23 protein-coding genes and 3 pseudogenes are annotated in these 20,939 nt (G+C 70.9%); 13 read left to right on the forward strand and 13 right to left on the reverse strand.

Going from position 1 to position 20,939, the window contains the following annotated elements; all coding sequences use genetic code 11:
• Window positions 1–300: 300 nt before the first annotated feature.
• Window positions 301–753: a hypothetical protein gene (locus tag QEG98_RS10225; RefSeq protein WP_316566597.1), complete on the reverse strand. Its 453-nt coding sequence runs from the start codon at window positions 751–753 to the stop codon at window positions 301–303.
• Between the two features lie 90 nt (window positions 754–843).
• Between QEG98_RS10225 and QEG98_RS10230 the strand changes: the two genes are divergently transcribed.
• From QEG98_RS10230 to QEG98_RS10245, 4 genes are all read left to right on the forward strand, one after another.
• Window positions 844–1,671 (forward strand): tetratricopeptide repeat protein, encoded by an 828-nt coding sequence (locus QEG98_RS10230; protein WP_316566598.1) that lies wholly within the window; start codon window positions 844–846, stop codon window positions 1,669–1,671.
• A 364-nt stretch (window positions 1,672–2,035) separates the two neighbouring features.
• Window positions 2,036–2,563: a hypothetical protein gene (locus QEG98_RS10235; RefSeq protein ID WP_316566599.1), complete on the forward strand. Its 528-nt coding sequence runs from the start codon at window positions 2,036–2,038 to the stop codon at window positions 2,561–2,563.
• 82 nt (window positions 2,564–2,645) lie between these two features.
• The gene (locus QEG98_RS10240; RefSeq protein WP_316566600.1) at window positions 2,646–4,568 is read left to right on the forward strand and encodes a tetratricopeptide repeat protein; all 1,923 of its coding nucleotides are present in this window, start codon (window positions 2,646–2,648) and stop codon (window positions 4,566–4,568) included.
• Window position 4,569: 1 nt separating this feature from the next.
• The gene (locus QEG98_RS10245) at window positions 4,570–4,953 is read left to right on the forward strand and encodes a hypothetical protein (RefSeq protein ID WP_140861474.1); all 384 of its coding nucleotides are present in this window, start codon (window positions 4,570–4,572) and stop codon (window positions 4,951–4,953) included.
• Between the two features lie 13 nt (window positions 4,954–4,966).
• Here QEG98_RS10245 and QEG98_RS10250 read toward each other — a convergent pair.
• The 4 genes and pseudogenes from QEG98_RS10250 to QEG98_RS10265 all read right to left on the reverse strand — a co-directional run bounded on the left by QEG98_RS10250 (window position 4,967) and on the right by QEG98_RS10265 (window position 8,737).
• Window positions 4,967–7,053 (reverse strand): annotated as a pseudogene (locus QEG98_RS10250) (RecQ family ATP-dependent DNA helicase).
• A 46-nt stretch (window positions 7,054–7,099) separates the two neighbouring features.
• A complete protein-coding gene (locus QEG98_RS10255) occupies window positions 7,100–7,351 on the reverse strand; it encodes a DUF3006 domain-containing protein (protein WP_090492085.1) in 252 nt (83 codons plus the stop codon).
• Window positions 7,351–8,121: a RadC family protein gene (gene radC / locus QEG98_RS10260; RefSeq protein ID WP_316566601.1), complete on the reverse strand. Its 771-nt coding sequence runs from the start codon at window positions 8,119–8,121 to the stop codon at window positions 7,351–7,353. The genes QEG98_RS10255 and radC overlap by 1 nt, the downstream gene beginning before the upstream one ends.
• A 157-nt stretch (window positions 8,122–8,278) precedes the next feature.
• Window positions 8,279–8,737, reverse strand: coding sequence for a Crp/Fnr family transcriptional regulator (locus QEG98_RS10265; RefSeq protein WP_011552046.1), 459 nt, complete (start codon window positions 8,735–8,737; stop codon window positions 8,279–8,281).
• A 72-nt stretch (window positions 8,738–8,809) separates the two neighbouring features.
• On the opposite strand from QEG98_RS10265, the gene trxB reads away from it, so the two are divergent.
• From trxB to QEG98_RS10285, 4 genes and pseudogenes are all read left to right on the forward strand, one after another.
• On the forward strand, window positions 8,810–9,772 hold the full coding sequence (trxB, locus tag QEG98_RS10270) for a thioredoxin-disulfide reductase (RefSeq protein WP_316566602.1): 963 nt from the start codon (window positions 8,810–8,812) through the stop codon (window positions 9,770–9,772).
• Window positions 9,773–9,864: 92 nt separating this feature from the next.
• A pseudogene (locus QEG98_RS10275) lies at window positions 9,865–11,037 on the forward strand (trans-sulfuration enzyme family protein); the annotation flags it as partial.
• 6 nt (window positions 11,038–11,043) lie between these two features.
• Window positions 11,044–11,538, forward strand: coding sequence for a cyclic pyranopterin monophosphate synthase MoaC (gene moaC, locus QEG98_RS10280; RefSeq protein ID WP_316567861.1), 495 nt, complete (start codon window positions 11,044–11,046; stop codon window positions 11,536–11,538).
• A 194-nt stretch (window positions 11,539–11,732) separates the two neighbouring features.
• A complete protein-coding gene (locus QEG98_RS10285; RefSeq protein WP_316566603.1) occupies window positions 11,733–12,008 on the forward strand; it encodes a hypothetical protein in 276 nt (91 codons plus the stop codon).
• A gap of 9 nt (window positions 12,009–12,017) precedes the next feature.
• Here the strand turns inward: QEG98_RS10285 and QEG98_RS10290 are convergent, their stop codons facing one another.
• From QEG98_RS10290 to QEG98_RS10310, 5 genes and pseudogenes are all read right to left on the reverse strand, one after another.
• Window positions 12,018–12,335 (reverse strand): hypothetical protein, encoded by a 318-nt coding sequence (locus QEG98_RS10290; RefSeq protein ID WP_316566604.1) that lies wholly within the window; start codon window positions 12,333–12,335, stop codon window positions 12,018–12,020.
• Window positions 12,295–12,570 (reverse strand): annotated as a pseudogene (locus QEG98_RS10295) (NUDIX hydrolase); the annotation flags it as partial. The gene QEG98_RS10290 and the pseudogene QEG98_RS10295, both read right to left, overlap by 41 nt.
• A 16-nt stretch (window positions 12,571–12,586) precedes the next feature.
• The gene (locus QEG98_RS10300) at window positions 12,587–13,411 is read right to left on the reverse strand and encodes a SirB1 family protein (protein ID WP_011552051.1); all 825 of its coding nucleotides are present in this window, start codon (window positions 13,409–13,411) and stop codon (window positions 12,587–12,589) included.
• 84 nt (window positions 13,412–13,495) lie between these two features.
• A complete protein-coding gene (locus tag QEG98_RS10305; RefSeq protein ID WP_026114194.1) occupies window positions 13,496–13,771 on the reverse strand; it encodes a hypothetical protein in 276 nt (91 codons plus the stop codon).
• Window positions 13,772–13,778: 7 nt separating this feature from the next.
• On the reverse strand, window positions 13,779–15,176 hold the full coding sequence (locus QEG98_RS10310) for a YiiX/YebB-like N1pC/P60 family cysteine hydrolase (protein ID WP_410477993.1): 1,398 nt from the start codon (window positions 15,174–15,176) through the stop codon (window positions 13,779–13,781).
• A 386-nt stretch (window positions 15,177–15,562) separates the two neighbouring features.
• Between QEG98_RS10310 and QEG98_RS10315 the strand changes: the two genes are divergently transcribed.
• The 4 genes from QEG98_RS10315 to QEG98_RS10330 all read left to right on the forward strand — a co-directional run bounded on the left by QEG98_RS10315 (window position 15,563) and on the right by QEG98_RS10330 (window position 17,295).
• Window positions 15,563–15,874: a hypothetical protein gene (locus QEG98_RS10315; protein ID WP_316566605.1), complete on the forward strand. Its 312-nt coding sequence runs from the start codon at window positions 15,563–15,565 to the stop codon at window positions 15,872–15,874.
• Window positions 15,875–16,157: 283 nt separating this feature from the next.
• Complete coding sequence (locus QEG98_RS10320) at window positions 16,158–16,463, forward strand: hypothetical protein (protein WP_316566606.1); 306 nt, start codon at window positions 16,158–16,160, stop codon at window positions 16,461–16,463.
• The gene (locus QEG98_RS10325; protein ID WP_316566607.1) at window positions 16,373–16,855 is read left to right on the forward strand and encodes a hypothetical protein; all 483 of its coding nucleotides are present in this window, start codon (window positions 16,373–16,375) and stop codon (window positions 16,853–16,855) included. Before QEG98_RS10320 ends, QEG98_RS10325 begins: the two co-directional genes overlap by 91 nt.
• Window positions 16,852–17,295 carry a CoA-binding protein gene (locus tag QEG98_RS10330; protein ID WP_316566608.1) on the forward strand — a complete coding sequence of 148 codons (444 nt, stop codon included), beginning with the start codon at window positions 16,852–16,854 and terminating at the stop codon, window positions 17,293–17,295. The genes QEG98_RS10325 and QEG98_RS10330 overlap by 4 nt, the downstream gene beginning before the upstream one ends.
• 71 nt (window positions 17,296–17,366) lie before the next feature.
• Here QEG98_RS10330 and QEG98_RS10335 read toward each other — a convergent pair whose 3' ends face one another.
• A complete protein-coding gene (locus tag QEG98_RS10335) occupies window positions 17,367–18,401 on the reverse strand; it encodes a S8 family peptidase (RefSeq protein WP_316566609.1) in 1,035 nt (344 codons plus the stop codon).
• Complete coding sequence (locus QEG98_RS10340; RefSeq protein ID WP_316566610.1) at window positions 18,395–18,979, reverse strand: hypothetical protein; 585 nt, start codon at window positions 18,977–18,979, stop codon at window positions 18,395–18,397. Before QEG98_RS10340 ends, QEG98_RS10335 begins: the two co-directional genes overlap by 7 nt.
• A gap of 293 nt (window positions 18,980–19,272) precedes the next feature.
• Between QEG98_RS10340 and QEG98_RS10345 the strand changes: the two genes are divergently transcribed.
• Window positions 19,273–19,983 carry a hypothetical protein gene (locus QEG98_RS10345; RefSeq protein WP_316566611.1) on the forward strand — a complete coding sequence of 237 codons (711 nt, stop codon included), beginning with the start codon at window positions 19,273–19,275 and terminating at the stop codon, window positions 19,981–19,983.
• 3 nt (window positions 19,984–19,986) lie between these two features.
• On the opposite strand, the gene QEG98_RS10350 is transcribed toward QEG98_RS10345, so the two are convergent.
• Window positions 19,987–20,877: a patatin-like phospholipase family protein gene (locus QEG98_RS10350; protein WP_171410487.1), complete on the reverse strand. Its 891-nt coding sequence runs from the start codon at window positions 20,875–20,877 to the stop codon at window positions 19,987–19,989.
• Window positions 20,878–20,939: the final 62 nt, after the last annotated feature.

Here is a 20,939-nt window from a genome sequence, read left to right on the forward strand (position 1 = left end):
GGGCGGCGTCAGGCGGCCAGTCGGTGCAACCCCTTGAATCTCCAGCCATTCGCCAGCGCCGCGCTCCAGGCGCGGTGCTTGGCATTCCCGTTGCTCTAGTGGCTGCCCGTCACGGCGCGGCGACATGGGCCCGGCAACGGTGTCGCCCCGTCAAACTGTAGGGCACTCCATGGGGGAGTTCCCGACGCCCTCCGTCTCGGCCGGCCCCGGGACGGTGGGCGGTTTCTTGTAGGGCGCTCCATAGGGGAGCTCCCGACGCCCACCGCCTCGGCCGGCCCCGAGACGGTGGGCGGTTTCTTTTCAGGGGGATGGGGGCTGCTCGGGGCGGGTGCTCGGGCTCGGCAGCTCACCCTCGAAGGGGCCGTCGTCCTGGCTCTCCAGGAGCCACGCCCCGTCCCGGAAGACGAACTCCGAGGTGACGACGGCGGTGCGCTCGGAGGCCGAGGGCAGGCGCATCCACTGGATGCGGCTCTGCACCGTGGCCCGGTGCCCGTCGTCGGACAGCTTCACGTCCTCGATTTCGTAGTCGGTGATGGACAGGTCCTTGTCGTCGTTGAGCGCCAGGCGCGCCTTCTGGAAGTCCTTGCGCCGCTCGGGGACGAGGATGTGGGAAGCGCTCCGGAAGTCCTTCCACCGGAGGGCCTGGTGGAAGCGCTCCACGGTGGGCTTGAGTGCTTCCAGATTGGATTTCTTGGACGTGGTTGCGCACGCCCCGAGGACGAGCGCGAGGAGCAGGGCAGGCAGGCGATTCACGATGAGGAGGGTACCACCCGGCAGCAGCCTCCGACGAGGGAGCGGTGGTATGGTCCGGCTCCCCGCCCGAGCACCGGAGTCGCGAGCGCAATGGCCAAGTCGATGGTGGAGCGTTACGAGCAGCTCCTCCGGCAGGACCCCACCTCTTCCGTTTTCGTCGAACTCGCCAAGGCCCTGCTGGAAAAGGGGGACGCCGCGCGTGCCATCGAGGTCTGCGGGCAAGGCATTTCCCACCACCCAGCATCCGTCGTCGGGCGCGTGCTGTGGGGCAAGGCCCTCATCCAGCAGGGCCGGCCCGCGGAGGCGATGGACCAGTTCGAGCAGGCCATCTCCATCGAAAAGGACAACCCCTACGCCTACAACCTGATTGGCGAGGTGCTGCTCCAGCACCGGTTGTACCGGTCCGCGCTTCCCATTCTTCGCAAGGCCCTGGCGCTGCAGCCGAACGATGGCCGCGTGAAGCAGTGGCTGGAGCAGACGGAGCAGGCGTTCGCGGGTGGCCCGGCTCCTGTGTTCGCGAACCTGATGGGGCTGGAGAAGCCCTCGTCGGATGAGGACGCGTCTTCGGAGGAGGCGTCGAAGGACGAGGCTTCGAGCCCCACGGTGGCGCCCATGGCCGCTGCCCGGCTGCGCGCCGCCGCGCTGGGTGACGCGGCGAAGCTGAAGCCCGCGAGCGCCGGTGCGGCGCCGGCGGGAGACGCCCCGGTGGCGGCTCGCGCGGATGTGGCATCCGAAGCCTCCGCGAAGGACGCGGGGCAGGGGCGCACGAACGCGGACGCGGACGCGGAAGGGAGTGCTCAGGCGGGCTCGGACGTTGGCGCGGCGGAGCAGGGCGGAGCGGCCGTCCTTTCAGGTGACGCGGCGCCGCGAGACGGGGCTGACGGGGGAGTGACGCGAGCGCCTCGCTGGGCCTGTTGAACCGGCCAGTGCCGGTGTCGTCCCTCCTGGGCGCGGAGCTTCCGAGCCTGGACCTGGGGCTGGGGGACGACGATGCCCCTCCGCGTGGCGCGGATGAAGCGGCTTCCGAGGCCCAAGCGCCCTCGGAGGACTCCGCGCTCGCGCAGCGCGCTGACGCCGAGCAGGACTCCGGCGCCGTCGCGGACCCGCCGACGCAGCAGGTGTCCGTCGCGGAGGCGCCTGCCGCGGCCTCGGAGCCCGAGGCGAGCGGTGACGGGGATGAACCGCAGGCCGGGGCCGCTCCGGCCGAGGACGCCGGTGACTCTGGCGCGGGGGGCTCCTGGGCGACCTTCCTCCTCCCTCGCCGGCGGAGCCGAGGCCCGTCGTGGCGAGCACGCCCGCGACGCCGCGAGGCTCTGGGGGCAAGCGCTCCTTGCTGGAGGACATCCCGGACGCGGCGCCCGCACCCGCGGCCACCGCCGCGAAGGCCCATGCGCGCAAGCCGGACACCGAAGCGCTCACCGCCGAGTACGAGAAGGAGCTGCGGGCGAAGCTGGCGCGTGAGGCGGCGAAGACGTCGTTCATCGCCCGGCATGGCGTGAAGGTCGCTGGGGCCGTGGTCGGCGTGGTGGTGCTGGCCATCGTCGTCTTCAGCTTCGTCAACATCCGCGCGCGCCAGGGCGGACAGACGCTGAGCGAGACGCTGGCCCGGGCCGAGGACCTCATCATCCAGGACACGGGGGCCTCGCTGGATGCCGCGCTGGCGCAGCTCGAGAAGGCGCGGGACATGGACGAGAGCAGCAGCCGGGCCTGGGCGCTGACGGCCTGGGCGCACGCGCTGCGCTACGCGGACCATGGGCAGGCTTCCGAGGACCGGCGCCGGCGCTGGAGGCGCTGGAGCGGCCGGGTGTGAAGGACGCGGCCCCCGCGCAGGTGCTGGTCACCAACGTGCTGGTGGCGGACGAGCGCGGCCGAGCCTGGCGCGGAGCGCGCTGTTGGGTTCGCAGCAGGACAGCTCGGAGGTCCATGCGCTCGCCGGCAGCCTGTTGCTGGAGGCGAAGGATGAGAAGCAGGCGCTCGAACGCTTTGACCGCGCGCTTCGTGCCTCTGGCGCCAACGTCCGCGCGCTGGTGGCCCTGGGTGATTACTACAAGGCTTCCGAGGACTTTCCGCAGGCCATCGAGATGTACGAGCGCGCGCGCAAGAAATCCCCCGAGCACCCCTCGGCCCGCATCGGCCAGGCGGAGGCTCGGCTCGCGCTGTACCAGGACCTGGAGGCCGCGCTGACGGACGTGGCGCGGCTCGCGGAGGACCCGAAGCTTCCTTCTTCGCTGAAGGCGCGCCAGCAGTTGGTGCATGGCGAGCTGCTGTCCGCCCAGGGCAAGCATGCCGAGGCCCGCGCGCTGCTCTCCAAGGGGACCCAGGGCCCCCTGGCCTTCGAGTTCCAACTGGCGCTCGGCGCCGCCAGTCGTGCGGCCGGGACGCTGGATGCGGCGCAGGCCGCCTATGAGGCCGCGCTCAAGCTTCGGCCCAAGAGCGAAGAGGCCCGCGAGGGGCTGGGCCGCGCGCTGCTGGACCGCGACCGGGAGCGCGAAGTCCTCACCCGTCTGGAGGCCGACGGGGGGCGCAAGGTGGCCCTGGTGCGCGGCGCCGCATATGCGCGCCTGGGAGACTGGAAGAAGGCCCGCGCGGAGCTGGCGCGCACGCGCGTGAATGACCGGTATCCCCCGGAGGCCGTCTCCTGGCTGGCCCTGGCGGATGCCGCCGAGGGCAACGGCGCCCAGGCGCGGGAGCTGCTGGAGAAGGCCCTGCACGCGGCGAAGCGGCCTCGCAACGACATGCGGCTGGCGCTGGGGCAGCTCTACTGGCGCGAGCGGGCCTACGACAAGGCGCAGGCCCTGTTCGAAGAGGCCCAGAAGGACCCGCGTGACTATGAGGCCGCGTGCTCGCTGGGGCGGTTGATGTTGTCGCGTGGGCTGCCCGACATGGCCCTCAAGCCGTTGACGCAGGCGGTGGAGCGCAACGGCGCGCATGGCGAGGCCCGGGACGCGCTGGGGCGCACGCTGCTGGCCCTGGGGCGGACGCAGGACGCGCTCAAGCAGTTCGAGGCGTGGCAGCTGGAGAACCCGGGGAGCGCGGCCGCGCACAAGGGCTTCGCGCTGGCGCTGTTCCACGCTGGCCGCCGCAAGGACGCGGAGGGCGCGGTGCAGCGCTCGGTGAAGCTGGCGTCGGATGATGCCGAGGCGCACAAGCTTCGCGCGGCCATCCTCTTCGGCGCGGGAGACGCGCGGGGCGGCTTCTCCGCACTGGAGCGCGCCAACAAGCTGGACCCGAAGGACGCGGGCACGTTCTGTGAGATTGCCCTCGCCTTCATGCGCCAGGGCAACAGTGGCAACGCGGAGGCGGCCTTCGCCGCGGCCCGACGGGAAGGGCCCGATGCCACCTGTGGCCGGGTGGGAGAGCTGTACGCGCAGTTGCCGGGCGGTGGGCGTGGCGCCGCTCGGACGCTCGAGGACCCGGCGGCCAGGGCGCCGACTGTCTGGGACAAGGCTTTCGCTCGGGCCACCATGGCGCGCGCGCTGCTGGGGGCGGGGGCCGTGAAGGATGCCCGTACCGCGGCGGACGAGGCCGTGCGCCTGGCGCCTTTCGATGGGCGCGCCCAGCTTGCACTGGGAATGGTGGCGCTCAGGCAGAAGCAGGAGGACGTGGCCCGGGCTGCGTTGGAGAAGGCCGTGGAGCTGGAGCCCGCGGACGGCCTGGCGCGCCTGGCGCTCGCGGATGCGTTGGTGCGCGAGCCCGGTGCGCTGCCGCGAGCCGTGGAGTCCTACGAGGCGTTCCTGAAGCTGGCCGGTGGTTCGAATGAGGCCGCGCGGGTGAAGAAGGCCCTGCCCAGCCTGAAGAAGAAGGCGGCGAGGTAGCGTGAGGTATTTCTCCTCCCGAACGGATTCCCCACTGCTGCACATCATGTGGGGCAATGCGTTCCTGCTGTCGCTCATCTACCTGCTGCTGGGGCTCGGGGTGGAGATTGCCCTGCGCTACTTCCCCTCGCGATTCCTCCAGCGGCTGTCGCTATCGCTGGACTCGCTGCCGGCACGGGCCCTGGAGCTGACGGGGGCCATGGAGCCCTTGCGGGCGGCCTACTTCTCCGGCCGCATCTCCGAGGTGGGCGTGCGCGTCGTGTTCGGCGTCACCACCATGGTCGTGATTTTCCTGCTCGCGATGGTGGTGGGCACGTTGATGGGCGGCGTCCGGACACTGCTGGCGCGCCGGGCCCTGCGCGAGGGCGGACGCCGGCACCCCTGAGGCGGCCGCGGCTTCAGCTCCGGCGACGAATCGTGGGTTTGCGCGCGCGCACCGCGGCGTCCGGCACGGCCTGGGGCTCGTGGCCCGCGGCGCGCGCCATCAGGCAGATTTCCACCACCTTGGGGCCAAAGCGCTCCCAGCGGCTCTCCCCGGTGCCCTTCACCGCGAGGAAGCCCTCCCGGTCCACCGGTAGCGCCGCGGACAGGCCCAGCAGCGTGGCGTCGTTGAAGATGATGAAGGGGGCAACGCCCAGGTCCTTCGCCAGCTCCTTGCGCCAGCGTCGCAGCTCCGTGGATGCCAGCTCGCTGTAGTTCGTCACCACCGGCGCCGCCGCGGAGCCCGTGCCTCGGACGCGCGACGCGGTCGGCCCGTGGGCCAGCAGCGTGGGCATCTTCTCCGGCGTGCACACGTCGCAGTTGCCGCACGACGTGAGGGTGTCGCGTTGGCCGAAGTAGTGGAGAATGGCCGAGCGCCGGCACTTCTTGTCCCGGTCCGTATAGGCGTACTCGGTCATCCGGCGCAGCAGCGCCGGTTCTGCCGCTCCTGCTCCCGCACGCGGCTCAGGTCGAGCCCCAGCTCGCGGAAGGGCACCCGCTCCAGCGCGCGAATGGAGCGGCCGGCGAAGGGGCGCCGTACCTTGGCCACGTGGGCCTTCTCCAACAGGCCCAGCGCGTGGCGGACCTCGTCCACCGACAGTCCGATGCGGCGCGCGAGGATGGGCAGCTCCGTGGTGACCTGCCGGCCCACGGGGAACGTCTCCAGCAAGGACTTGAGCAGCCGCTGTGCGTCCGGCGAGTGCGGCTGCGCTGAGGCGGCCTTCTCCAGCAGGGTGATGCCGTGCTCGCCCTCGCCTCGGCCACCGCGCTCCACCTTGCCCTCGCGTTCGAGGATGCGCAGCGCCGCGGAGACCTCGAACTCGCTGGCGTTCACCGTGCCCGCGAGCGCGTGCACGCCTCTCTCGAATTCCTCCACCGACTGGAGCACGTTCCACACGTCCCCGAAGATGGCCTCGGCCGGGTGGCTGCTCTGGATGAGCCGCTCCTGGGTGAAGACATCCGAGTGGTTGAAGAGGAGCACCGCGCGCGCGGCCTGTCCGTCGCGGCCCGCGCGGCCAATCTCCTGGTAGTACGCCTCCACCGCCCGCGGGATGTTGGCGTGGCCCACGAAGCGGATGTCCGGCTTGTCGATGCCCATGCCGAAGGCGTTGGTGGCCACCGCCACCGCTTCCTTCGCGGACATGAAGGTGTCCTGGGCGCGGCGCCGGGCGTCATCGTCCATGCCCGCGTGGTACAGCACCGCCTTCACCCCGCGCCCATGCAGTTCGGAGAAGATGCCCTCTGCCGCGCGCCGCGTGGAGCAGTACACGATGCCGCTCCCGCCCGTGGACGCCAGCCGTGCACAGGCCTCGTGCCGGTCCGCGTCGCCGCCCACCTCCTGCTTGCCCAGGAAGAGGTTGGGGCGGTCGAAGCCCATGGCGAATTCCTGCGGGTCCTTCATCAGCAGCACGCGCACGATGTCCGCGCGGACCTCCGGCGTGGCCGTGGCGGTGAGCGCCACCGTGCGCGGCGGACGCAGCCGCTTTCGCACCTGTCCGAGCAGCGCGTAGTCCGGCCTGAAGTCGTGCCCCCACTGGGAGATGCAGTGCGCCTCGTCCACGGCGAGCAGGTCCACGCCCAGCGCGGACACCGTCTCCAGGAAGCTCTGGCTGCGGAAGCGCTCGGGCGCCACGTAGAGCAGCTTGTACTCATGCGCGCGCAGCTTGCGCATCCGCTCCGCGCGCTCCAGGTCGGACAGCGATGAGTTGATGAAGGTCGCGGGAATGCCGCGCGCGGTGAGCTGCTCCACCTGGTCCTTCATCAGGGCAATCAGCGGCGACACCACCAGTGTCAGCCCCGGCAGCAGCGTGGCGGGCAGCTGGTAACACAGGCTCTTGCCCGCGCCGGTGGGCATCACCACCACCGTGTTGCGGCCGCTCAAGACGGAGGAGATGACCTGGTCCTGCCCCGGCCGGAACTGGGACAGGCCGAAGTGGCGGACCAGCCCCTGCTGTGCTTCCTCAAGGTAGGGCAGGGCCACCGGCATCGCGCGCATGTTCATCATCCTGGTCCAGCCGTCAACGGAAACGAGGCCGCCGAGCGGCCTCCACTCACAGGTCGAGCCCTGGTGGAACCGGAACAGCCAGCCGCGTTCGCATCCGCGCGACGTCCTGCCGCCGCGCCTCCGTTTGCCCTGGCTCCAGCCGGCCATCCACCACGACGTCACCCTCGCGCGCGCCCTTGGGCAGCGACGCGCGCTCCACCGTGCATGCCTGTCCGGTGTCCAGCCGCACCACTTGCGCCCGGACATCCTCCAGCAGCTCCACCTGCACCGCTCCCCACAGCCCCACCATGCCCACCATCATCCGCCGCCTCCATTCGCGCTCCACGTCCGCCGTTTCTCCCGTGCTTCGTCCGGCATCAGCCCGCGCTCCAGCATCGACACGTAGCCGCCGTCTCCCATCACCACGTGGTCCAGCACCTTGATGTTGAGCAGTTGCGCCCCCGCGACCAGATGCCGCGTCAGGCCCAGGTCCTGGACGCTGGGCTCCGGGTCTCCCGAAGGGTGGTTGTGCGCCAGCACGATGGACGTGGCGCGGGAGGTGAGCGCCGCGGCGAACACCTCCCGCGGGTCCACCGGGCAGGTGTTCATGGTGCCCTCCGCCACGCGCGCGTCATGCACCAGCACGTTGCGCGCGTTGAAGCACAGGACGTGGAACACCTCGCGCCGCAGCGCCCCCAGCACCGGCGCCAGGTACGCGGCAATCTCCTTCGGCGTGCGCAGCCTGGGTCTGCGCTCCCCGGCACGCTGCGAGCGGCGGCCCAGCTCCAGCGCGGCCAGGGCCTGCGCCGCCCGGACAGGCCCCACGCCGGGCCGCAGACTCAGCGCCAGGGGCTCTTGCTGCACCAGCCCCTTCAGCCCACCGCCCTCCGACAGCAGTGCCCCCGCCACCGCCCACGCGCCAGGCGCGCGAGACCCGGAGCTCCACACCACGCACAACAGCTCCGGGTCGGTGAGTGCCGCCGCCCCCAACCGGAAGAGGCGCTCCCGCGACTCCTCCGCGCCTCCCACCCCTCGTGCCCTCACCGACCCTTCGCCCGCCCACGCCGCTCCCGCCGCCGCCTGCTCCATCCCGCCGCCCTCCACGGGACGGGGACAAAGCAACCCGTGTGCCTGCTTGTGCTACCTGGGGAGTGGGGTGCGTACCCGTCCCGACACGTGGGAAGGGGCTCGGATGCCGGACGGACATCCCTGCGCCACCTCGCTTCTCGGGCGCTGAGACGGACTGTCAGAAGCGGGAGAGGGCGAAGAAGCCCTTGATCTTCTCGTTCGTCTCGCGGAGCCGTTCGCTCAGCGTGCGGACGAAGGTCCAGAGCAGCACGTACGCCAGGTCCTTGTCGGTGAACATCAGCTGGTCCAACCGGGAGCGCTCGATGACCCAGACGGAGCAGCTCACGTGGGCGATGGCGTCCGCCGAGCGCGGTGAATCCTCGATGACCGCCATCTCACCGAAATACTGGCCGGGCTCCAGGATGGCGAGCGCCTCCTCGCCGATGCCGGGCACGGACTTGGAGATGCGGACCTTGCCCTCGGCGATTACGAACATCTCCTGGCCGGTTTCCCCCTCACGGAACAGAAAGGCGCCCGCCGGGTAGGTCCGGGAGTGACCAATCTGGGCGACCTTGGCGAGCTGTCCCTGGGTCAGACCCTCGAACAGCGCAACCTTCTTGAGGACTGCGGCATCCATGAGGCCAGCTTCGTATCACGCGCCCGAGGCGCTCTGGTACCTTGGGGCCATCAACGAGATTTGGGAGGAGTCGTGGCGGAGGAGAAGATCAACAAGGTGACCATCATCGGCTCGGGGCCCGCGGGCTACACCGCGGCCATCTACGCCGCGCGCGCCAACCTGCAGCCGGTGGTGTTCGCCGGGGGCCCCACCCTGGAGCACCCGCAGCGGGTGCCGGGCGGCCAGCTCATGGTGACCACCGACGTGGAGAACTACCCGGGCTTTCCGGAGGCCATCACCGGCCCGGAGCTGATGGAGCGCTTCCAGAAGCAGGCGGAGCGTTTCGGCACCACCATCCACATGGAGAACGTGGTGAAGGTGGACTTCTCCCAGCGCCCCTTCCTCATCCAGGGGGAGAGCATCAGCTACCGCTCGGAGACGGTCATCATCTCCACCGGCGCCACCGCCAAGTGGCTGGGCGTCAAGGGCGAGGACACCTACAAGAACCGCGGCGTCTCCGCGTGCGCCACCTGCGACGGTGCCTTCTTCAAGAAGCAGGACGTGCTGGTGGTGGGCGGCGGTGACACGGCGATGGAGGAGGCGACGTACCTGGCGAAAATCGTCAACCACGTCACCCTCATCCACCGCCGCGACACGCTGCGCGCCTCCAAGGTGATGCAGGAGCGCGCCCGCCAGAATCCGAAAATCTCCTTCATGTGGGACTCCGCGGTGGAGGAGGTCCTCGGCGACGCGAAGGGGATGAATGGCGCGGTGGTGCGCAACCTGAAGACGGGTGACAGCCAGCAGGTGAAGGCGACTGGCCTGTTCGTGGCCATTGGCCACACGCCCAACACGGAGCTGTTCCAGGGCGTGCTGGAGACGCACCAGGGCGGCTACCTCAAGACGGTGCCGGGCTCCACGCGCACCAACATCGAGGGCGTGTTCGCCTGCGGTGACGTGCAGGACCACTACTACCGCCAGGCCATCACCGCGGCGGGCACGGGCTGCATGGCCGCCATCGACGCGGAGCGCTGGCTCATCGAGCACGGCGAGTAGTCCACCCGCCCGCGCGGGTCCGCTGAGCATTCCCAGGCCGGCCCCGTCCCGGGGCCGGCTTTTCCATTCCCGCGAAGGACGCAGCAATCCCCATGAGCTCGAAGCAGAAGACGGTGGCGGTGCACGCCGGGACGCGGCTGGCTGGAAGCAAAGCGGTGCCGGTGTCGCCGCCCATCTACCCGGCGGCGGTGAACTGGTTCGACAGCAGCGATGACCTGGACAGCGCCCTGGACGGGAAGGACTACGCCTACGCTCGAATCAGCGCGCCCAACACGACGTTGCTGGAGGAGGCGGTGGCCGCGCTGGAAGGCGCCGAGGACTGCGTGGCCTATGCCAGTGGCATGGCCGCGCTGCGCTCCGTCTTCGAGGCCCAGGGCTTCCGGGCGGGGGACACGCTGGTGATGCCGGCGGATGGCTACGGCGTCACGCGCGCCCTGTACAAGCGTCTGTGCGCCACGCTGGGCGTGGAGCTGCACGCGTTCCTGATGACGGACCCCGAGGTGCCCGAGCGCATCCGAGCGCTGAAGCCGCGCATGGTGCTGGCGGAGAGCATCTCCAATCCGCTGCTGCGCGTGCCCGACCTGCGCGTGCTGGCGCGGGCCTGCCAGGACGTGGGCGCGACGTTCGTGGTGGATGGCACCTTCCCGTCGCCCGTGGGACAGCGCGCGTTGGCGCTGGGCGCGGACTACGCGGTGCAGTCCACCAGCAAGTGGCTCAACGGGCACAGCGACGCGCTGGGCGGCACGGTGAGCGCCTCACGTGAGCGGATGGCGCCACTGCGCGCCGCGCGGGTGCTGGCGGGTGACGTGCTGGGGCCCTTCGAGGCGTGGCTCACCCTGCGCGGCCTGCGCACGCTGCCGGTGCGCATGAAGGCGCATGTCGAGCACGCGGCGCATGTGGCGCGGCGCCTCGCGGAGTCGCCCCTGTTGGAGCGGGTCATCTACCCGGGGCTGACTTCGCACCCGGACCACGCCACCGCGCAGGGGCTGCTGCCGTGCGGCGGCCCCATGGTGGCCTTTGAAATCAAGGGCGCGGGGCGGCCGGAGTGCATGCGCTTCCTGGAGGCGCTGAAGGTGGGGCGGCCCGGTCCTTCACTGGGGGATGTGTGCACGCTGGTGATGCACGCGGCCAGCGCCAGCGCGCGCCGGCTCACACCGGAGGAGCGGGAGGCCGCGGGCATCCGGGAGAATCTCATCCGCGTCTCCGTGGGGTTGGAGGACCCAGACGACATCGTGGATGACCTGCTCGCCGCGGTGGCCCAGGGGGCGCCGATGAAGATGGTGGACGTGGGGGAGAAGCCGAAGACGGGCCGCGTGGCCGTGGCCACCGCGCTGCTGCGGATGTTGCCCGACACGCGCGAGCGCATCCTGGCGGGGAAGGTGGAGAAGGGGGACGTGCTGGCCGCGGCGAGGCTCGCCGGCATCATGGCCGCCAAGCGCACGCCGGACTTCGTTCCGCTCTGTCACCCCATCGCGCTCTCGGGCGTGGAGGTGACGCTGGCGCCAGAAGACGCGGGGCTTCGGGTCCGCGTGCAGGTGAAGACGGTGGACCGCACCGGCGTGGAGATGGAGGCCCTCACCGCGGCCTGCGCGGCGGCGCTGACCGTCTATGACATGTGCAAGAGCGTGGACCGCGGCATGGTGCTGGACGCGGTGCAGTTGGAGCACAAGTCGGGCGGGCGCTCCGGCACGTGGCAGCGGGAGAAGGCCACGCCGGCTGAGGCGGCTGCGCCGCGACGCCGGACGCGCGCGAAGAAGGCCCGCTGAAGGGAGGCCTCCCCCGAAGCCGAGGCGCCCGTGCATTGGCGGACACAGGCGGGCTCGAGCCCCGTCTTCTGTCCGTCTCCACACGCCGCGAATGTGACGCCGTCCACGCCCAGGGCACGCTCGACCCCGAGGGGGCTCCCGGTGCGCGGGGAAGACCCCCACGTTGCTCTTCAGTCCATGCGGGCGCGAAGGACATGCGCCGGTTCGAGAGGTGGCGGGTGTTCGACCTGAGGGGCGTTCTGACGCTGCTGACGGCCCTGGGGGCCGCGGGCTGCGGTGCGCTCACGGAAGAGGGCGACGCGTCCGAGGTGTCGCAGCCCGTGGCGGACCGGGCCGCCTGCGACGCACAGGCGGCCCAGCGCCGCTACGTGTCCGAGGACAGGAAGGAGTGCCAGGTCGTCTTCTTCGTCTGTGCCCGGGGCGAGTCGCCCTTCTTCGACGCCTGCGGCTGCGGCTGCTCGCGTCCCTGATGCACGGGCCTACTTCGACTCGCTGAGCAGGCGCTCCTGGAAGAAGGCCGCCACCACCAGCGAGTGGGAGATGTGTCCTTCCAAGATGAGGCGTGGCAGGTCGGCGCGCGGGTGCAGCTCCACGGCGATGTCCTCGCCCGCGTCCTGCCGCCCCTCGTGCCGCTTCACACAGTCGAGCGCGAGGAAGTTGAAGCACACGTTGCCCTGGAACGCGGGGTTGGGGTGCACCGCCCACCGGCACCAGGCGGCCCGGCACGTAGCCCGTCTCCTCTTCCAGCTCGCGCGCCGCGGCCCGCTCCGGCGCTTCGCCCGGCTCCACGATTCCACCGGGGAGCTCCAGGGTGGATGCCTCGACGCCGAAGCGGAACTGCCGCACCAGCACGAGCTGCGCGTCCGGCGTCACCGCGATGACGTTCACCCAGTCCGCGCAGTCGACTCGCACGCGCGGGTGTTCGTGGCCCGTGCGCGGGTCCGCCCACCAGTCCTCGCGCACCCGGGCGACGCTGAAGTCATGCTCCAGCCCTCGCCGCAGCCGGCGCCAGGGCTTCACCTCTTGAGCCACGTGAAAGTCCTTCCCTTCAGTTGAGCAGCGCGGCGCGCTCCCGCAGCTCGCGGGCCGTCATCTCCAGCCGGTCGCGGTCGGGGGCATCGGGCGAAAGCTCCAGGCAGCGCTCCACGTCCTTCAGCGCCGCGCGGTATGCCCCCAGGTTGCTGAGCAGCGCGGCACGGGTGCGCAGCTCGCCCGGGTGGTCCGGCGCCAGGAGCAGCAGCAGGTCCACCACCGCCAGCCCGCGCTCACAGTCCTCTCGGCCCAGGTACACGCGCCGCAGGTTGGACAGCATCCGGTACGTAATGAGCTCCACCGGCGCGGGCGCCAGCATGTTGCGGTCGAACTTGAGCTGCGGCGCCACGCGCTTGAGCAGCTCCTCGCAGCCGTGCTCGGTGAGGATGTCCCCTTGATGGAACGGGTCCATGACCAGCTTGTGGTCCCCCGCGTCGTGGGCCACCAGGAAGTGGCCGGGGAAGGGGACGCCGTACAGGGAGATGCCCGCGCGACGCGCCACCTCCAGGTAGACGACGGACAACGTAATCGGCAGCCCCAGCTTCCGCTCCAGCACCTGGTCCAGGAAGCTGTTCTCCGGGGAGTGGTAGTCGTCCTCGTTGCCGCGGAAGCCCTCGATGTCCGCCAGCACGTGGCGCAAGGCGCGCAGCGGCGCCAGGACTTCGCCCTTCTCGCTCAGCCGCTCCGCCTCCACCTGCACCCGGCACGCGAGCACGTCCAGCATGTGCAGGCACCCCGGGGCGTCCAGCAGGGGCTTGTCCAGCGTGGCGATGGCCAGCGCCGCCAGGTCCAGCCGCGGGGGCTCCGCGGCCAGGGCCGACACCAGACGCTCCCGCGCCAACGGTGGGCTGAATCCAGAGGGAATGCTCACGGCGAGAACCAGTAACCCACGAGGGCCCGGACGGCAAAGGCAGGCGGCCGAGCGTCAGAATGCTGGAGGTTCAAGCGGCAGCCGTCCCTTGATTTCCGCCCGCAGGGCAATCTGGGCCGCAATCAGCCCGGACAGGATTCCATCCTCGAACTCAAATGTAGGATGTTCCTTGAGCTCCGGGAAGTCGTGGGAATTGCGCACCTCCTCCGGGGAGATGTTTGGCACGGCCTCGCGGGCCAGGCGCAGCACCTTGGCCTGCTGCTGGGAAATCATCTTCTCGAAGAGCTGGCTGGACAGCTGCAGCATCTCTTCGGCCATCTGCTCCGTCATCGTGTGTCTACTCCTGGGCGATGTCCCACTTGGCACGGCGGTAGCTGTAACGGAAAGCGGTGGCGTCCGCCTCCCTGGCGTTGCCTTCCGCCTCCCGGCCATCCAGGAAGGCCACGAAGTCCAGCTGCCGGTCCTCGCGTCCGTATTCCGCGTCGAAGAGGCGGACCAGCTCGTTGGCGGGCAGGGTGCGGCGGCCAGCCACGCTGACCAGGGGGATGCGCAGGCCCGTCATGTCGCCCGCGGGAGCGTAGGACTTCCACACCAGCTCCGTGCACACGAGCGTCTGGTCGGAGAAGAAGTCGAAGTCGAAGTCGTACGGGCGGCCCTGGAAGGTGAAGGCGCGCACGATGGCGCGGGCCTTCTCCAGGCGGGACAGGCGCGGGCGCATGACGCCCAGGTAGTCCACGCGCATGCCGTGCTCCAGGCCGGTGAAGGACACGCCTTCGCTGATGGATTCGATGATGCGCAGGGGGTCGCCGTGCGCGTCGTTGCTGGTGTACTCGGCCCACTTGGCGGGGAAGGCGCGCGCCAGGTGCTGGGTGAACGAGCCCGGTGCGCCGGGGAGGGTGGTCACCCAGGCCTTCACGTCCGCGTCCTCGTCGAAGTACGCCCCAAGCTGGGCGGGCGTGCCGATGAAGAGCTCCGCGTGTGGCCAGAATCCTGGCAGGCCGATGTTGGAGAGGTACCAGTTCTGCCGGGCGACCACGATGTCGCCGGGCTCCATCTTCTCCAGCAGGGACAGGGCCTGCTCGCGGGAGATGAGCGGCTGGCCCACGCGGCGCACCCGGGTATCTCCCATCCATGCTGCCACCGCGCGCTGCACGGGGAAGAAGGCGCGCTGCGCGGTGTCCGCCGTCAGGTCCACCGTGGCCTTGGCGAAGAGCGTGGCACCGCGCCGGGTGAGCAGTCCCTTCGCCACCTTGCTGTTGTGCTTCATCTCCTGCAGCAGCCAGGGCACGCGCGGGGCGTCCAGCGCGCCGGCCTTCACCAGCAGCGGGCGGAGCTGTTCCTTGTAGCCATCCCCCGTGAGCAGCTGCGTGCTGGTGGAGACGTGGATGGCCTTGTCCTTGAACCGGGCGAAGGCGCGCGCGGGCAGGCCGTACTCGGGCGCGGGCTCGTCCAGCAGCACCTCGAGCTGCTTCTTGCCCAGGGTGAGCTCCGCGTAGGTGAGGCCGTGGGCCAGCTCCGTGGTGAGCGCGCCGTGGGTGAGGAGGAAGCCCCAGGCGTGTTTCTTCGGATGCGCGTGGGCGGGCACCTTCACGAAGTCCCAGTAGCGCTGGCGGATGACCTCCACGGACACGAAGTAGTCGAAGAAGGCCGCCCAGGTGCTGAGCAGCAGCTGCTTCTGGTCCGGCGTGTACGGCACGCTCTGCTTCTGCAGGTACACGGCGCGCGACTGCTTCACGGCCTCCTGCAGCCCGCGCAGGCCCTTGGCGTGGCGCTCCAGCAGCGCGAGGTCGGTCTGGGCCTGGGCGACGAAGGCCGCTTCGTCCAGGGCGAAGACGTCATGGACGGGCGGCGGGGCGGCGGCGGGCGTACTGGCGAGCGTGAGCCGGCAAGCAGCAGGGGCGCGGCGGACATGGGGTGTGGGACTCCTGCGAGGAAGGCGTCGCGGGACGACACCTTAGCCGGGAAGGGGCCAGGGCGGCTGTCCCCCTGCCTGGACAGGGGCTGGGACGGGGGCGCCCCGGGTGGTCCCGCGCCCCGGCCATCCCCACGTTGTCATGGCACACGAACGCACCGGTGCCGGGGCCAGCGCGCTCCGGCAGAAAGGCAGACAGACGATGGCTTATGGACTCGCGGAGGATCCAGCGCTCTCCATCACCCCGCACCTCGACGCGGTGGAGTACCCCGTCGAACGGGAGCAACTGGCGGCGGCCGCCGCTGACGCAGGCGCCCCCCGACGTCATCAACCTCTTCAAGTGCCTGCCGCGCCGCGAGTACGCCACCCGCGAGGCCGTGCAGCGGGACCTCTCCGAGGCCTCCCGTCGCTCCGCCCTGGGGGGCTCGAGGGACGACGATGACGGGGTGAACCGGGACCGCCGCAACATCGGACGGGACGCGGTGGAGGATGCACCGGACGGCCAGACGCGTCATCCGTGAACCGGTGGGCGTTGGGGCGGGGAGGCCTGGTGGAAGCGCTCGCGGGCGCGGGCGCTTTCTGCCAGCGTGTGACGGCGCATGCGTCCCGGCCCCCTGACGTCCAGTCTCCTCCTGTCACTGACCGCCACTGCCTGTAGCCACAAGGCGCCGCTCTCCGTGTCGCCTTCGGAGCCGCGGCCGGCGTCGGTGCGACTGGACTTCCAGCCCCCGTGGACCGCGTGCTCACGGAGACGCAGCGCAGCGTGCGCTCGGTGGAGCGGAGGGGGACACCCTTCGCGAGGAAGTGGAGCTGACCACGCAGACGCGCTTCACGCCCTCCGAAGGGGGCTGGCTGCTGGCGCAGGCGGTGCCGCGTTCGCGCCTGACGCGCAATGGTCAGGAGGTACCCACCGGCGTGGCGGACGTGCTGGCGCGCTTCACGCTGCAGGCGTGGCTGGCGGCGGATGGCACCTTCGTGAAGCTGGTGGCCCCCGAAGCCGCGCAGGAGGCGCTCCGCCGGTGGCGCCCGCGGGCACGGAGGCGGGCGTGCTGGAGCGCTTCTTCGAACCCGAGGCCCTGGAGACGCGGGCGCGGCGCGAGTGGGAGGTGAAGTTCGCCGGCCTCTTCCAGCGCAACCTCGTGGAGGGCCAGCAGAGCTGGGTGGTGGACCTGGTGCCCGTGGGGGACAGCCAGGTGGCCTACGTGCTGGAGCGCACGGTCCAGGGCACGCGGGACACGCCACTGGGAGACGCGGTGGTGCTGGGCCTGCGCTGCCTGGACGCGGTGCCCGAGGATGCGCCGGACGCGCTGTGGGAGGCGTGGGTGATGGCGGGCCGGCCGGAGCTGACGCCGGGCGTGGCTTGCGAGGGAGAACAGCTGGTGGGCCGGGGGCGCTTCATGCCCGTGAGCCGCCAACTCACGGTGCGGGCGACGGTGGCGGGCGAAGCGTGGACTGTCACGACGGAGTCCCGAGCAGAGGGGCTCCAGGAGGAGGCGCGATGAGCTGGGAGCAGAACCTCATCGAGGACGAAGCGGGTGTGGAGCGCGTGGTGAAGAGTGCCCGGCGGGTGGCGGTGCTGGGCATCAAGACGGAGCAGCAGTCAGGGCAGCCGGCCTACTACGTGCCGGACTACCTGGCGCGCTCGGGCGTGGAGGTGGTGCCCGTGCCCGTCTACTACCCGGACGTGACACACATCCTGGGCAAGCCGGTGTTCCGGCGGCTGACGGACGTGCCCGGCGAACTGGACCTGGTGGACGTGTTCCGCCGGCCGCAGGACATCGACGGGCACGTGGACGAGCTCATCGCCAAGAAGCCGAAGGCGGTGTGGTTCCAGTCCGGCATCCGAAACGACGCCGCGGCGGAGAAGCTGGCGAAGGCGGGCATCCAGGTGGTGCAGGACCGCTGCCTGATGGTGGACCACCGCCGCTACGGCGAGCGGTAGTCACTTCGCCGCCAGGAAACGCACCCCCACCCGTCCTGACGCGGAAGGTGGGGGCGTGCCGAGAATCCGGCTCAGTAGTCGCCCGCGATGACCTTGGGCAGGACCTTGGCCAGGTCCGGTAGCGGGCCAATCTGGCGCGTGTTCGCGGGTTGCGGCGTGCCGTTGGCGCGCAGCAGCGAGCGCATCTGCGTGCTGGTCAGACGTCGCCCGTTGGCCAGGGCCACGCCCTGCGCGCTGGCGGCGGCGCCCACCACGATGGGGGACGCGCTGGAGGTGCCGCTGAAGCTGGACGTGTAGAACTGGTCCTCGCCATGGCTGGCGCCGAACACGTTGCCGTAGCCCATGCTGTAGACGCGCTCACCCCAGCCGTGCACGTCCACGCGGCTGCCGAAGTTCGTCCAGCACATGGGCAAGCGCGTGGTGGCCGTACTGCCACCCACGAAGATGGCCCCCGAGTCCCGGGTGTTGCGGTTGAACGCGCTCCCGTACGCGGGCGCATCCAGGTCTGCGCTGCCGTTGCCCGCCGCTTCCACGACGATGACGCCGTTGGCGGTGGCCGTCTTGATGGCGTCGTAGTTGGCCTGCCAGTACTCCATCGCGATGTAGTCGCACTGAGAGGTGTTGCACGAGCACGCCGTGCCGTCCGAGGGGCCGCGGGCGTGCAGCTCGATGAGGACGATGCCACCCAGACCCGCGGCCGTGGCCGCCTTGGTGATGGCGCTCGCCGTGCTCTGGGCCCCGATGGACTCGTAGCCCGCCTTGGCCTGGTGCGCGATGCCCGTCACGCCATAGGCGTTGCGCGCGCCCACGATTTCACCCAGCACCGCCGTGCCGTGGTCGCGCCAGCTCCGGTCGGTGTACTGGGTGCCGCCCATGTGGAAGAGGTCGGGCATGTCCTCGTGCGTGGTGCGCCACCCGCCCTCGATGTCCACCACCTTCACGTTCTGCCCCTGGCCGCCACGGACCGTCCACGCGTACTTCGCGTCGATGCCCTCAGGCGCGGCGTTGAGGTAGCCCTGGTTGCTCTCGTAGAGCGGCGTGACGGGGGGGAGGTCCGCCGCGGCCAGCAGGCTGCGCACCGCCGCGTCCATGCCGAAGTTCACCATGGCCGGCTCGGGGGCGGCTCGGCGTAGGCCACCTCGACACCGTCCAGGCCGTTGAGCGCGGCGACCAGGTCGGCCACGCGCTCGGACGTGGTGCCCGGCATCAGGGGGACTTCGAAGTACAGGTTCAGGTCCGCCAGCTGCTCACCGCTCTGCCGCTCCCCGGAGGCCTTGCGCGCCTCCAGCGTGGACTCGGCGTCGTCGAACAGGCGGGCCATGGCGCCAATGCGGGGCGCGCGCTCCAGCAGTGACGTCACATGGCCCAGGTCCGCCTCCAGGCGCGCGTCGCCCAGCCCACGCCCGGCCAGCAGCGAGCGCTCCGCGGCGTCCCGGTCCGACGACAGGGCCACCAACTGCTGGTCGCGCAGCCGCACCCGGCTGCCTTCGTGGAACTTCACCACGATGCGCTCCACATAGGTGTCCCCGGCCAGCTCGCGGCCCGTGGGCTTGGCGACCAGCGCGCGCGGCTTCAGGGACTTCGCGGGCGGAGCCGCCACCGCCGAGGGGGCGAAGGCGAGCACGGACAGAGACAGCATCGCGTACCGCAGGGGGCGCATCGACAGGAGCGACGACGTCGGCATGGACAGCCTCCACATCGGAAGAGGGGACGGCCGTGGCCCGGGTCCACTTGCACAGTGGACTGGTTCACACGGACATCTTGCATTTCCGGTCTGTCGTGAGATGGGGAGCCGGCCTCCGCGTCCGTCCGGAAGCCGACATCGGCGTGCCCTGTTGGAGGAGACGCGCGCCCGCGTCGACGGGGTGCGTCACTGGCGCGGGGACATCTCTCATGGAATCGTGGCTCCACCCTGGAACCGGGCTTTTCGCCGCGGCGGGGGACAAGGGCGGTCTTCCGTCCTGGGAGCATCGGTCGATGCGGGTCGCAGGCGCGTTGGGGCAGGGGCTGCTGGTGGCCTTCCGGTTGATGGGCGTGGGGCTTTGGGGGGCGCTGAAGGGCGGAGCGCTCTTCGGTCTGGTGGGGCTCGCCGTGGGCGCGGCCACCTACGCGCTGCCCCGGTGGCTGGGCGTTCCGCCCGCGCCCACGTGGCTCGTCATTCTGAGCGCGGTGTTGCCGCCGCTGGCCTTGTCGGTGGCGGGTGGCTACGCGTTCATGCTGCAAGCGGTGTCGGGGCGGCTGGCCGATGAAGCCCGGGAGCGCGGCGTGGTGGCCCGCGTCTATGCCGTGCTCAAGCCCGTCACGGTGCAGGTGGCGCGGCGGCTCCAAGGCTCGGGCTCACTGTCGCGCGAGGAGTTGTCGCGCGTCGTGAACGAGTCGATGAGCGAGCACCTGCGGCAGGCCGAGCAGGCCCGGGGTGCAGCGCCGTCCTCGCGCATGGCGGAGGTGGAGCGCTTCCTCATGGAGCAGTCCCGCCGCGTCCTGGGCGTGCTGGCGCTGCGCGCCGTCGTCTCCGCGCCGGACTCCGCCACCGCGGTGCGGAACCTGGAGACGCTGGGCATCGAGCGCGTGGAGATGACGCTGGTGGAGACACTGGAGGACCTCTTCTTCCTCCAGGTGCTGCTGGCCTTCGGGGCGGGCGTGCTCGTGGCGGCCACGCCCGCGCTGCTCATGGTGTGGCTGCGCTGATGCTCACCACTCCGCCTGCGCGAAGGGGACCGGAGGCCGTGCCAGGGCGCGCTCCGCGGCCAGCTTCGCCTGGTCCAGCGCGTCGAAGCCGCGCTCCATGGTGGTGGGAGACACGGGCGGCAGGTTGGAGACGACGACGTAGACGGGCACCTGCTTCTGCTCCAGCACGGTGAGCTGGAGGCGGAAGTGGTCCTGGCGCAGCGCCGCCGAGCCCGCGGCCAGCCCCTGCGCGTATGCCATGGGGCCGCCCACCACCTTGCGCGTCTTGCTGGGCAGGTAGTGCACGAGGATGGCGTCCAGCTCCGCGCCCGCGGCGCTCTCGTGCAGCGACAGCGCGGGCGCCTTGTCCACCAGGCCACCGTCCCAGTACAGGCTGCCCTCCAGGGGCACCGCGCGGAACAGGCCGGGATAGGCACACGTCGCGTGGACGCGCGGGGCCAGCTCGCCCGAGGTGAACACATCGTGGCTGCCCAGCGTGAGGTTGGCGCCCACCAGCAGCAGCGGGTGTGGCAGCTCCTCGAAGGTGCGCACTGGCAGCGTGGCATCCAGCAGCTTGCGGAAGCGCTCACCCTTGAGCAGGCCCGTCAGGCCGTGTCCCGCCGCGTCCGCGTTGAGCACCGCGCCAATGGGGTCCGGGTCCCAGAAGTTGGCGCGCGTCTGGCGCAGCACCAGCTCCTCCACGTCACGCACCGGCGTGCCCGCGGCTGCGTAGGCCGCCACCATTCCGCCCGCGGATGTGCCCGCGTAGGCATGAGGACTGAGGCCCGCGGCAGCCAGTCCCTTGAGGAAGCCCGCGTGACCGTAGAAGCCGAAATATCCAGCGGAGAGGACGAGTCCGAAGCGCTTGCCGGCGAGCAGCTCGTGAAGGGTCGGGGTGTGGGTGGGAGTCGCCATGCTTCGCCCTGTACGCGACTGTCGGGGCACAGGCAACGCGTCGCGTCTAGAGAGTGCTGGCC

Origin of the sequence: Myxococcus sp. MxC21-1 (assembly GCF_032612255.1) — a bacterium.
GTDB lineage: Bacteria > Myxococcota > Myxococcia > Myxococcales > Myxococcaceae > Myxococcus > Myxococcus virescens.